Source organism: Campylobacter sp. RM9331 (assembly GCF_020137685.1).
Lineage (GTDB): Bacteria > Campylobacterota > Campylobacteria > Campylobacterales > Campylobacteraceae > Campylobacter_E.
Genome location: NZ_JACGBA010000001.1, coordinates 24674 through 37401, shown reverse-complemented (window position 1 = coordinate 37401; position 12728 = coordinate 24674). Strand labels below are relative to the sequence as shown.

Below are 12728 nucleotides of genomic sequence, written 5' to 3'. Positions count from 1 at the left end.
AAAATTATTCAAAGGAGATTTTATGAAATTTAATGTAATTTATGAAGTAAAAGAATGGCAAGGCAATTCAAGTGAGTTAAAAATAACTCCAATTTATGATGATGAAGCAAACAAAGAAATCCAAATTATTTTACCAAAAGGTAAAATTATGCAAGAGCATAAAGCTCCAGGAGTGATTGTGGTTCAGGTTTTAAAAGGGGATATTGAGTTTGTAATTGATAATAAAAGTATAAATCTAAAAGATTTGATGAGTATAAAAGTAGCTGCTAATATTAATCATAGTTTAATTGCTAATGAAGATAGTATAATTAGACTAAGTCTTGCAAAAAATGATAATTTTAGTAGGGTAAAAAGCGTTCAAATTGATTAATACTTTAGAGGTTTTTCAACCTCTAAATAATTAGCAAGAATATGTAGTTTTAAATTCGTATGCAGTTGGGCGTTGTTCTACTGGCCAAACTTGATTTTTAAACTTCATATGTTGATAATCTTGTATGCAAACATCAGTAAATGCAGGTTTTAAATAAGCATTATCACGGATTAAGCTCTCTAAAGCACCCCTTAGAGTATGTGGTAATTGTTCTATTCCTTTTTCTCTAATTTCATCAAGGCTTAATTTAAATAAATTCTCATCCATAGGTCCAGCTGCAGTAAGCTCATTTTTAATTCCATCAAGACCTGCTAAAAGCATTGATGAAAATGCCAAATACACATTGCTAGAACTATCAGGAAAACGCATTTCAACTCTAGCACTTTTTTCGTTAATTCCATAAGGCACTCTACAACTAGCTGAACGATTTTGACAAGAGTAAGTTAGAATTGATGGAGCTTCAAACCCTGGGATTAATCTTTTATAAGAATTAGTAGTTGGATTTGTAAATGCTGTTACACTTCTTGCGTGTCTTAAAACCCCACCTATATAATGAATTGCAGTCTTGCTAAGTCCTGCATAGCCACTTTTATCATAGAATAAGTTTTTACCATTTTTAAATAAGCTCATATGAACGTGCATTCCGCTACCATTATCAAGATGAAGTGGTTTTGGCATAAATGTAGCAGTTTTACCATTTAGATGAGCTACCATTTTTACTACATATTTATATATTTGAACATTATCAGCAGCTTCTACTAAAGTATTAAACTTAACCCCAATTTCTCCTTGACCTTGTGCGTTTTCGTGGTGATGAACAAAGCATTCAATACCAACACGCTCTAAAACTTGAACCATTTCAGCTCTTAAATCTTGCATACTATCAACAGGAGGAACTGGAGTGTAACCACCTTTTCTTCTTGGGCGATGACCGGTGTTATAAGCGTCTTCATAATGCTTACCATCATTCCATTCACCTTCTTCTGTGTCTATTTGATACATAGCATAATTCATTGTATCTACGATTTTGATATCATCAAAGATGAAAAATTCATTTTCAGCACCAAAATACGCAGTATCAGCAATATCGCTACTTTCTAGCATTTTAAGAGTTCTTTTTGCTATTGTTCTTGGGCATTTTTCATAAAAATCATTTTTATAAACATCAAAAATATCACAGATTACAATAACGGTATTGTCGCTTGTAAATGGGTCAATAAAAGTTGTTGTAACATCAGGGATTAATATCATATCACTTTTTTCAATTGGTTGCCAGCCTTTATATGAGCTTGCATCAAAAGGAATTCCATTAGTAAGTGTATCTTTTGTTACACTTTTCATAGTGTATGTATGATGATTCCAAGTGCCATCAAGAGAAGTAAATCTAAAATCTACAAACTTTATTTCATTGCTTATGCAAAAATCAAAGAATTCGGTAACATTATTTACAAATTTAGCCATTTTTTTAACCTTAAGTTAGATTTGATTAGCTATGATTTTAGCTAATATTTTTTAATTAAGTATTATTTTAAGGAAGAAAAATAATGACGCAAGAAGAATTAGATGCTTTAATGGCTGGTGGGCTTGATGATTTTGAAGATGAAATTGTTAATGATATAAAAGAAGAAGTTGTAGAGCCTAGTGAAGCAATTGAAGATTTAGAAGATGAAGAATTGAGTTTAGAAGAAGAATATAAATCATATAGACCAGATTCAAGGAAATCTTGGCCACCACCACCACCAACAGAAGATCATAAAGTTGTAAATCAATTAGATGATGTAACTCGTGATAGTGAAGTTAAAGCTACTGAATTACTTGAAAAAATTGAAACAATGATGGATTATTTTGCAACTGCTGAAAAGATTATAAAAACCTTTAAAAAATCAGTTCAAAATCAAGTTGAGTTATTTACAACTTTAAATGAGAAATTTCCTAATGTTAATAAATTTAGTGAATGTTTAGCTGAATGTAAAGAACAATTAGCAAAAATTGATGAAGCATTAGATAATTTAGCAATGGGACAAGATGAAGCTATGATGGCAATGGATGCTATGCAATATCAAGATATTCATAGACAAAAAATTGAGCGTGTAATTAATGTAATGAGAGCGTTATCTAAGTATATGAATAGCTTGTTTGAAGGTAGAATTGATGATGAAAAAAGAGTTAGTAGTGCTGTTCATATTGAAGGAGATAGCACAGCTGATTTGGTTACAAATGATGATATTGAAGCATTAATTGCGTCATTAGGTAAAAAATAATGCTAACTCCACAAATAATTGCTCCAGCAGGTAATTTAAAAAAATTAAAAATTGCTGTAAATTATGGTGCTGATGCTGTTTATGCAGGACTTTCATCGTTTTCTTTACGCTCTCGTGCTGCTAAAGAATTTGATGAAACTAGCTTTGCAGAAGGTATAAAATATGCTCATAGCAAAGGTGTGCAAGTTTATGCAACGGTTAATGGTTTTCATGTGAGTGCTCAATTAGAAGGTCTTAAAAGACATTTAGCCTTACTTGCCGAGCTAAAACCTGATGCTTTAATAATCGCTAGTATAGGTGCTATGAGATTAGCAAAACAAATAGCTCCTAATATTCCTATCCATGTTAGCACTCAAGCAAATATTTTAAATTATGAAGATGCTTTAGTTTATAAGGATTTAGGTGCAAAAAGAGTTGTAATTGCTAGAGAATTAGGCTTAAAAGATGCTTGTGATATAGCAAAAAATGCAGATATTGAAATAGAAGCATTTGTGCATGGCTCAATGTGTTTTGCTTATAGTGGAAGGTGTTTAATATCAGCAGTTCAGAGTGGAAGACGCTCAAATCTTGGTGCATGTGCTAATGATTGTAGATTTCCTTATGAATTATATGCGAAAAATCCAGAAAATAATGCTTTATTTAGAATAGTAGAAGATGATTTAGGAACACATATTTTTAATTCTAAAGATTTAAAGCTTGCTAATTATATAGACAAAATTATGGAAAAAAATGCCATAAATGCCTTTAAAATAGAAGGAAGAACTAAGAGTGAATATTATGTAGCTTGTGCAACTAGAACTTACAAACAAGCTGTAATTGATACTTTAAATAATCAATTTGATGCGAAAAAATATGATGATGAGTTAAATACTTTAAAATCTCGTGGATTTACTGATGGGTATTTAATGGCTAGACCTTATGAAAAAGATGATACTCAAAATCACGAAACTTCAATAATGCAAGGCACAATGCAAGTGCATGGGTTTAGCGAAAATGGTAAAAGCATAGCTAGTAAGGGAATTATTAAAAAAGATTATGAATACGAAATATTTGCTCCATTAAATGCAAATATTGAATTAGTGAATAATGAAATAGGCGAAATTTATAAGCGTGATGATAAATATTTTTGCAAATTTAAAAAGCTTATAAATGAGAACAATAAAGAATTTAGCGAATTACATAGTGGCAATATAAATGAGATTTTAAGCCCATCTTTATTGCCAGAATTTAGCTTTTTAAGAGCATAGGAGTTTTTATGCAAACATATCTTGAACTTAGTGAATTTTGCAAATTAGTTCATTTGAATGAAGAAGTTGTAATGGCTATGATTAAAAGTGGTTCATTAAAACACAAATATGAAAATGAAAAGCTTTTAATAGAAGCAAATGCAGGGACTTTTGCAATCGTTCCTGTAAAAGATAAAAACATAGAAGTTCAAGATATTGCAAATACCCCTGCAGGTAATTTTATAGAAAAGACAATAGGAACTATTCTTAATCTTCACGAGAAAGTCTTAGATGCAAAAGATGAAACTTTAGAAGTTTTAAGGGGTGAAAATGCCTTTTTAAAAGAAGCACTTTATTCTATGCAAGAGCTTTATGATGAAGATAGAAAAGTAATAGATACTCTAAATAAAGAATTAGAATTAGCTAGAGAAGAAATTGAATATCTTAAACGCAAATATAAACTAATGTGGAATAAAGCTGTAGAAAATTATCAAAAAGATATTAAAGAATAAAAATGAGAAAATTATTATTATTTGTATTTATTAGCGTGTTTTGTTTTGCTAATCAAGGTTTAGAGTATTATAAAAATAAAGAATACGAAAAAGCTGCTAAAATTTGGGAAAAAGAATGTGCTAAAGATAATTTTAAGTCTTGCAGTTTTTTAGGTTATATTTATAGTCAAGAAAAATATGTAAAGCAAGATTATTCAAAAGTAATTAAGCTATTTAAAAAAGCTTGTGATGCAAATGAGTTTGGTGCTTGTTTTGGTTTAGGCTGGATATATAAAAATGGAAAAAGTATAAAACAAGATGATAAAAAAGCAAATAACTTATATGAAAAAGCTTGTAATGCAGATATTTTTGAAGCGTGTTATAATTTAGGTAATTCTTATTATATTGGACAAGGTGTAAAGCAAGATTATAGTAAATCAATCAAGTTGTATGAAAAAGCTTGCGATGGAGAAGTTTTTAATGCTTGTTATAATGCTGGCGTTTCGTATAGCGAAGGAAAAGGCGTAGAACAAGATTACAATAAAGCAATTAAATTATATGAAAAAGCTTGTGATGGAGAATATCCTATGGCTTGCAATAATTTAGCTCTTGCTTATTTTAATGGCGAAGGTGTAAAAGAAGACTATAATAAAGCGCTTAAATTAAGTAAAAAAGCTTGTGATTTAGGCGAGCAGATGGGTTGTTATAATTACGACATACTTAATCAAATAAAGTATTAGAATTTAAATCATTCATTATAGATTTAAATTCCACATAATAATTTGCGTAAAATATACTTTTTTTTATTACAATCAATAATATTACAAAAAGGAGAAATTATGAAAGTTTTATTAATTAAAGATGTAAAAGGCTTAGGTAAAGCCGGAGAAGTTAAGGAAGTAAAAGATGGTTATGGTCAAAATTTCTTAATCGGTAAAGGTTTTGCAAAAGTTGCTAGCACAGAAGTGCTTAGAAAACACGCAAGTGATTTAAAGAAAAAAGAAGAGCAAGACAGATATGAACTTGAATTAATGAATAAATTAAAAGATAGTTTAGCTGATAAAAAAGCTATTATTAAAAAACAATTAGGTGCTAATGGAGCATTATTTGGTGGAGTTACAAAAGATGAAATTTCACACGCTATTAAAGAGCAATTTAACCTTGAACTTGATAAAAAAAGCATTCAAGATTATGCTATTAAAGCAGAAGGTGAGTATAAAGTGAGTGCAAAATTAGGTCATGGCATTGTTGCTGAATTTGTAGTAGTGGTAAAAGGTGCTTAATGTTTCACGCTACTACGATTTTAGCTTATAAAGGAAAAGACGCTTCAGTAATTGGTGGTGACGGGCAAGTTACTTTTGGAAATACGGTTTTAAAGGGTAATGCAGTAAAACTTAGAAAGCTTTATGAAGGAAAAGTATTAGCAGGTTTTGCAGGAAGCACTGCTGATGCTTTTACTTTATTTGATATGTTTGAAAAAATGCTTGAGAGTAAAAAAGGAGATTTAGAAAGAGCTGTTATTGAGTTTTCAAAAGAGTGGAGAAAAGATAAATACTTAAGAAAACTTGAAGCTATGATGATAGTTTTAAACAGAAAACAAATCTTTTTATTAAGCGGGACAGGCGATGTAGTTGTGCCACAAGATGAGTGCATTTGTGCTATTGGAAGTGGTGGAGCATACGCACTTAGTGCTGCAAGAGCATTGCATAATCATGCGAATTTAGATGAATTAACTTTAGTTAAAGAAAGTCTTAAAATTGCAGGAGAGATTTGTATTTATACAAACACAAATATAACTACTTATGAATTAAGGGATTAAGAATGCAGATGTTACCTAAAGAAATTGTTGAATTTTTAGATGAATATGTAATAGGTCAAGAAAAGGCTAAAAAGGTAATTGCTATTGCTTTAAGAAATAGATATAGAAGATTAAAGCTTGAAGAAAGTATGCAAGATGATGTTGTTCCTAAAAATATTTTAATGATAGGAAGCACAGGTGTGGGTAAAACAGAAATTGCAAGAAGAATTGCTAAATTAATGGGCTTACCTTTTATTAAAGTAGAAGCTAGTAAATATACTGAAGTTGGTTTTGTTGGTCGTGATGTAGAAAGTATGGTAAGAGATTTAGCTAATGCGGCTTTAACTTTAGTAAAAAACGAGCATTTAGAAAAAAACAAATCAAGATTAGCTGAATTAATAGAAAATAAAATTTTAGAAAAATTATTACCGCCATTACCAAAAGGTGTTAGTGAAGAAAAACAAGCAGAGTATGAAACTAGCTTAGAAAAGATGAAAGAGCGTCTAAGAAATAAAGAATTTGAAGATAAGGTTATAGAAATTTATGTAACCCAACGCTCACTTGAGACAAATCCAAATCTACCACCAGAACTTGCAAGTATGCAAGAGATGGTAAAAGTAATTGGTATTGCTGATAAAAAAGTGAAAAAAGAGTTAAAAATTAAAGACGCTAGAAAAGTTTTAGAAACTGAATTAACAGATAGTGTTTTAGATAATGAAAGTATTAAAGATGAAGCCTTAAAAAGAGTTCAAAATGAAGGCATAATCTTTATTGATGAGATAGATAAAGTTGCGGTAAGCTCGGGTAATTCAAGTAGACAAGACCCTAGCAAAGAAGGTGTTCAAAGAGATTTGTTACCTATCGTAGAAGGTAGTGTAGTAAATACTAAATTAGGTAATGTAAAAACTGATCATATATTATTTATTGCAGCAGGTGCATTTCATTTAAGTAAGCCAAGTGATTTAATCCCTGAATTACAAGGTAGATTTCCACTAAGAGTTGAGCTTGATAGCTTGGGTGCTGATGAATTGTATGAGATTTTAACAAGACCTAAAAACTCACTTTTAAAACAATATAAAGCACTTTTAGAAACTGAAGGAGTTAATTTAGTGTTTGAAGATGATGCTATTAAAAAAATTGCAAAAATAGCAGCACAAGCAAATGAAAGTATGGAAGATATAGGTGCTAGACGCTTACATACTGTTATTGAAAAATTAGTAGAAGATATTTCTTATGAGTGTGATAAATACAAAGATAAAGATTGTGTAATAGATACAAAATTAGTTGATGATAAATTAGGCTCTATTATAGAAAATCAAGATATAGCAAGATATATTTTATGAAAAGCGGTTTTGTAAGTGTAATCGGCAGAACAAATGCCGGTAAAAGCACAATGATTAATTCTTTACTAGGCGAAAATATTTGCCTAGTATCACATAAAGAAAATGCCACAAGAAGAAAAATGAATGTGGTAATAATGCACGATGAAAATCAAATAATATTAATAGATACTCCAGGCCTACACGAAAGCAATAAGAATTTCAATCAACTATTAATAGAAGCTGCTAAAAAGAGCTTAGATGAGTGTGATTTGATTGTATTCGTTATGAGTATTTTTGATAGTTTAGATGAATATAAAAAATTTTTAGATTTAAAGCCAAAGGTTGAGCATATTGTAGTTATAAACAAAGTTGATTTGGTTGAACCTAAAAAATTGTTAGATAAATTAGAAGAATTTAATAAATTAGATATTGTTCCTAATATCATTCCTTATTCATCAAAAAGTAAATTCTATAAAAATAAATTATTAGATGAGATGGTAAAGTATTTACCAGAACACCCATATTTTTTTGACCCAGAATTTAGCACTGATAAAACAACTAAAGATGTTATTAAAGAATTAATAATAGAAAGCATTTATCAAAATCTTAGTGATGAATTGCCATATTGTTGTGAAGTGTTAATTAATAAAATTATAGAAAAAGATAATTTTTTAACTATTTATGCCGATATTATTACAGATTCAGAAAATCATAAAGCAATGCTAATTGGTCGAAATGCTAATACAATTAAGCGTATTGGAATAGTTGCTAGGAAAAGAATTGCTGAAGTTTTTTTATTAAAAATTAACTTAAAGTTGGTTGCAAAAGTTCAAAAAAAATGGTACGATAATGAGAACTTTTTAAAAAAAGTAGGCTTAAAACAATAAAAAATAAAAGGTATTTAAATGGCGAAAACAGCGAAAAAAAGAGAATTGGTCGCTTTTGATTCAAGTACAAAAAAACTCTATAAACTTGCTGATAATGTCCTTAGTGAAATTACCGTTAAGGAAAAAAGCAATTCTGCTTACAATATTACCTATATGCCAGGTGAAAATGTAAAGTATGCTTCTGTTGAGGTTCCAAACGATACAGATGAGGATGAAATCAGTATAATTACAAATAAAACTTATGAAGTGTTAGAATTAGATATAGACAAGGATTATAAGATATCTTATAGTATTTCTAATGCTAGTATGGGAATTAATACAGTATATAATGTATTTGTAGTAGAAAATGAAAAAATTGAAACAGAATTTAAAGATGTAGCTAATAAGCTTCAGTATATTGATTATATAGATATTGAACCATTGATGTATCAAAATTATTATACAAGCAAACTTATAGAAAGTGATGGAGTTCAAGTATTTATATATTTTCATAAAACATATACAACACTTACTGTGTATAAAGATGGAGAATTAATAAACTATAAGATTATTAATAAACTTAGCATAGATATGTTACATGGTAGTTTTTCTCATGATTTAGGAGAGAGAATTCCTGAACATATGTTTTTAAATGAATTATCAAAATATGGTTTTGACCATGTAGACGATGCAAAAAGAGTTTCACTTAATAAGGTTTTAAGCGAGTCTTTTAAATTCTTAATTAACAATTTATCTTTAATATTAAGAGGTGCTCAATTAGATAATGTTACTATTACAAAAGTATTTGTAGGAACTGATATTGGGTTAAGTCAAAATTTCTTAAAAAAAGTTGAAGTATTGTTTTCTTGCTTTAGGTGTCTTGATGATGATATTATACTTGAAACTATGCTTAATAATAAAGTTGAAATCGGAATTAATAGTCTTGAAGTAGCAGAATTTGTTAATATCCATAAAATTAAATATGATTTATTTAAAAATATTAGAAATTTTACCGTTGAGGTTAATACACCTTCTGAATTTACAACTACTCCTGAAAAAGAAGGCGGAGAATTAAGGATTAATCCATTTGTTTTATTAAGCTTGTTAAGAGCTAATGAACAATTAAAAATGCCAAATGATGTGTTCAACATATCTACATTCTTAAGACCACCACCTTTTGCGAAGAGATATTCTGGGAAGTTAATTTTATCAATTTTGGCTGTTATTGTATTGGCTAGTATTTATCCTATATATAATTACATAAATGGTAAATTTATTGAAGTAGAAGAAAGAGATACTAGTGAAAAAATTCCTGCTAAACAAACAGAATATACAAGAATTGATAATGAAATTAAAAACCTTGAAAGTAGATTATCTAGTTTATCAGCTGAAGTAAATGAAGCTAGAAGAACTTTAGAATTTAGATATACACTTTTAGATAATATTTATGATAAAAAAGTTAATTATCTATCAAAAGCTAGTGCAGCTACAAAAATGGCTAGTATCTTAAATCAAAGCAATATTAAAGTAACAAGTATGTCTTTTGATAATGATATTATAAATGTTAATTTAAAAGGAACTTCAACAGGTATAACTTCATTCTTAAAAGAAATAGGTGCTGATGATACTTATAGTATTGAATCAAGAGATGTATTGATTAAGATATTAAATCTTGATGATAAAGATAAAGAGCATGAAAGTAATATTGTAATAAAGGTTTTAAGATGAAACAAGGTAGTATTTTTGATAAAATAGATAATTATTACGAAAAGCAGCCTAATACTAATATATTCTATATGAGTATATTTATGTGTGTATTTTTATTTGGTTATTTAATCTATGATTATACATATGAGAGTTCAGAGCAGTATGTGGCAGAACAAACAGAATTATTAAATAAAGCTAAAGAAGAGTTAAGAAGACTTGATGATTTTATTGAAAGAGAAAAGCAAAACTCAAGAATACAAAAATTAACACAAGATATCATTAGTGAAGAAAAAGCAAGAAAAGAAATCAGTGATGAGAATATGTATTTTGATGATAAATTAAAAGAAGCGTCAAAATTATTATATAATCAAAAAAATTGGTCTGAGTTTATGGCTAAAATTAATGAATTATCTAAAAAATATCAAGTAGTTTTAGGTGATGTAAGAAGTAGTGTAAATGATTTGGTAAGTCAAAAAGTAGAAGAAGTTTTTAATGTTCAATTTTCTTTAACTGGTAAATTCCAAAATATTTTACATTTTGTAAATAGCTTAGAAAAATCAATTGATGTTGTAGATGTAAATATGCTTAAACTATATAAAATTGAGCCTACAGATAATCCTAATAATGATAATAATGGTGGCGAAAATAACAAAGTTTATACAAATGACATTCAAGCTGATGTTAAAATCTCAATATGGGGGATTAAATATTAATGAAAAAAGTATTATGTATATTAGTTTGTATTCAAGCAATTTTTGCTATGACAAGAACAGAACTTGACAATAAATTTAATGAATTAGTTCAAGTTAGAAATACAATAGACTATCTTGAAATTACAAAAACAAATGATCCTTTTTATAAGGACAAAATCAAATCAGACGAGGTTATAACTTTTACTTTATATGCTATTGTAGATAAAAGAGTGAAAATCAATCAAAAATGGTATGGTTTAAACGAAATAATTACTGCAGGTTATAGGGTAGTTAGTATTAATAATGAAAGAGTTGGTCTTTCAAATTCAATTAATTATGTAGAACTTAATTTAAAGGATAATCAGAATGTTCAAATCAGTGTTAAATAAAACTATTATATCTTTAAGTGCAGCGCTAATGCTATCTAGCTCATTAAGTGCAGCAGATTGCTCAAAAAGAGCTTTTGATATTAAAGTAAATAAAGAAGATACTTCAGCTTACGAAATAATTAATCAATTATCAAAAGTATGTGATTTTAGTGTAGTTTATAAAGATTCATATTCAAAAGGAATATTGAGTACTAGACAAGATGGAATAAGTATTAAAAATATGCATATTAATGGCATTTTTGATTTGCTTATTGCTGAACAAGGTTTAGATTATGATTTTTCAAATAATATCTTAAAAATTCAAGGTTTAAATACTAAAACATTTAAATTAGATTATATTACTTCAGTTCGTAAGGGTAGTGCTATTACTAAGGCAAATGTTGAATCTCAAGCAAGCAGCAGCGATAGCAGTAGCTCAAGTTCAAGTTCAGGTTCAAGTTCAGATAGTGATAATATGATTGAAACTAAAGAAGAATTTGATTTTTGGAAAAACATAGGTAAAGAGATTTCAGAAATAGTTCAAAATTCAGGTCAAAATATTCCTATTACCCCTCCTACAATCAATGCTAATGCGGGTTTAATCACAGTTACTTCAAGTAATGAAATTTTAGATAGGATTGAAACTTATTTAAATCAAGTTCAAGAATCACTTAAAAAACAAGTAGTAATTGATGTTTCAATTATTGAAGTAAGCCTTAATAAATCTCATAAAACAGGTATAGATTGGACACAATTTAATTTAGGATTTGATACTACTGGAGCATCTCTTACAAATCTTATTGGAAACACTGCTAATGGCACTATTATTTTAGCTGATAAAAAAAATACTTCTAATGTATTTTGGGGTAAAACCGATAAAGGTAGATGGCACGGAGATGAAAATATAGCTATAAATATGGGTATTAACCTAACAGGTATGATAAATTTTCTTAAAGAAAGTGGAGATGTTAAAGTTGTTTCAAGTCCTAAAATCGCAACTTTAAATAACCAACAAGCATTAATCACGGTTGGTGATACATATAATTATAAATTAAAAGGAAGTAGCACAACTACAGATAGTGGTAGCACGGGTGATGCTGATGAAGAAAAATCAATTTTCGTAGGTATTTTATTAAATATCTTACCTGAAATATCAGATGATAATAAAATTATGCTAAGAATTAATCCAAGCATTAGTGAGCTAATAAATATTGAAGATAAAAAAGTTAAAGATGGCTATAGGGTTGTTGCTCCAGATACAAAACAAAAGAAATTATCAACAGTTGTTCAAGTAAGAGATGGAGAGACTATTGTTTTAGGTGGTCTTATTACTGATTCTGAATTATTTAGTAAAAATGGAATTCCGGTATTACAAGACATTCCTTTATTAGGAAAATTATTTGGCTCTAAACAAAAATCAAAAGAAAAAACAGAATTAGTGTTTGTTATCACTCCGCATGTTGTTGATTTTACTAAAGATAAAGAAGAAGTAAGAAAATCTTTAGAAGATTTAGGATACTCTTTAGCACTAGATTATAAAGAAGATTTAAAACCTACTGCTACTAAAAACTTATTTAAAGAAAAAGCAGAAGAATTTGATTCAATAAATAATGTTGAATAAGGGTTG

General features: G+C 28.6%; 14 protein-coding genes. 13 read left to right on the top strand and 1 reads right to left on the bottom strand.

Features of this window, described 5'->3' with window-relative positions; all coding sequences use genetic code 11:
* Positions 1–22: 22 nt before the first annotated feature.
* A complete protein-coding gene (locus AVBRAN9331_RS00210; protein ID WP_336606779.1) occupies positions 23–370 on the top strand; it encodes a cupin domain-containing protein in 348 nt (115 codons plus the stop codon).
* A 30-nt stretch (positions 371–400) separates the two neighbouring features.
* Here the strand turns inward: AVBRAN9331_RS00210 and glnA are convergent, their stop codons facing one another.
* On the bottom strand, positions 401–1831 hold the full coding sequence (glnA, locus tag AVBRAN9331_RS00205; protein WP_214115760.1) for a type I glutamate--ammonia ligase: 1431 nt from the start codon (positions 1829–1831) through the stop codon (positions 401–403).
* A gap of 83 nt (positions 1832–1914) precedes the next feature.
* Between glnA and AVBRAN9331_RS00200 the strand changes: the two genes are divergently transcribed.
* The 12 genes from AVBRAN9331_RS00200 (at position 1915) to mshL (ending at position 12722) form a co-directional block, all read left to right on the top strand.
* Positions 1915–2631 (top strand): chemotaxis protein, encoded by a 717-nt coding sequence (locus AVBRAN9331_RS00200; protein ID WP_214115759.1) that lies wholly within the window; start codon positions 1915–1917, stop codon positions 2629–2631.
* Positions 2631–3878: a peptidase U32 family protein gene (locus tag AVBRAN9331_RS00195; protein WP_214120110.1), complete on the top strand. Its 1248-nt coding sequence runs from the start codon at positions 2631–2633 to the stop codon at positions 3876–3878. The genes AVBRAN9331_RS00200 and AVBRAN9331_RS00195 overlap by 1 nt, the downstream gene beginning before the upstream one ends.
* Before the next feature lie 8 nt (positions 3879–3886).
* A complete protein-coding gene (locus AVBRAN9331_RS00190) occupies positions 3887–4369 on the top strand; it encodes a DUF3972 domain-containing protein (RefSeq protein WP_214115757.1) in 483 nt (160 codons plus the stop codon).
* A gap of 2 nt (positions 4370–4371) precedes the next feature.
* Positions 4372–5088: a tetratricopeptide repeat protein gene (locus tag AVBRAN9331_RS00185; RefSeq protein ID WP_336608423.1), complete on the top strand. Its 717-nt coding sequence runs from the start codon at positions 4372–4374 to the stop codon at positions 5086–5088.
* 99 nt (positions 5089–5187) lie between these two features.
* Positions 5188–5631: a 50S ribosomal protein L9 gene (rplI, locus tag AVBRAN9331_RS00180; RefSeq protein ID WP_336612178.1), complete on the top strand. Its 444-nt coding sequence runs from the start codon at positions 5188–5190 to the stop codon at positions 5629–5631.
* A complete protein-coding gene (gene hslV / locus AVBRAN9331_RS00175) occupies positions 5631–6167 on the top strand; it encodes an ATP-dependent protease subunit HslV (RefSeq protein ID WP_214115754.1) in 537 nt (178 codons plus the stop codon). Before rplI ends, hslV begins: the two co-directional genes overlap by 1 nt.
* A gap of 2 nt (positions 6168–6169) precedes the next feature.
* On the top strand, positions 6170–7489 hold the full coding sequence (hslU, locus tag AVBRAN9331_RS00170) for an HslU--HslV peptidase ATPase subunit (protein WP_214150108.1): 1320 nt from the start codon (positions 6170–6172) through the stop codon (positions 7487–7489).
* Positions 7486–8355, top strand: a complete 870-nt coding sequence (gene era, locus AVBRAN9331_RS00165) for a GTPase Era (RefSeq protein ID WP_336612177.1) — start codon at positions 7486–7488, stop codon at positions 8353–8355. The genes hslU and era overlap by 4 nt, the downstream gene beginning before the upstream one ends.
* Before the next feature lie 18 nt (positions 8356–8373).
* On the top strand, positions 8374–10062 hold the full coding sequence (locus tag AVBRAN9331_RS00160) for a hypothetical protein (protein WP_214150106.1): 1689 nt from the start codon (positions 8374–8376) through the stop codon (positions 10060–10062).
* Positions 10059–10754: a hypothetical protein gene (locus AVBRAN9331_RS00155; protein WP_214115750.1), complete on the top strand. Its 696-nt coding sequence runs from the start codon at positions 10059–10061 to the stop codon at positions 10752–10754. The genes AVBRAN9331_RS00160 and AVBRAN9331_RS00155 overlap by 4 nt, the downstream gene beginning before the upstream one ends.
* Positions 10754–11122: a hypothetical protein gene (locus AVBRAN9331_RS00150; RefSeq protein ID WP_214115749.1), complete on the top strand. Its 369-nt coding sequence runs from the start codon at positions 10754–10756 to the stop codon at positions 11120–11122. The genes AVBRAN9331_RS00155 and AVBRAN9331_RS00150 overlap by 1 nt, the downstream gene beginning before the upstream one ends.
* Positions 11100–12722: a pilus (MSHA type) biogenesis protein MshL gene (gene mshL / locus AVBRAN9331_RS00145; RefSeq protein ID WP_214115748.1), complete on the top strand. Its 1623-nt coding sequence runs from the start codon at positions 11100–11102 to the stop codon at positions 12720–12722. Before AVBRAN9331_RS00150 ends, mshL begins: the two co-directional genes overlap by 23 nt.
* The last annotated feature ends 6 nt before the right edge of the window (positions 12723–12728 follow it).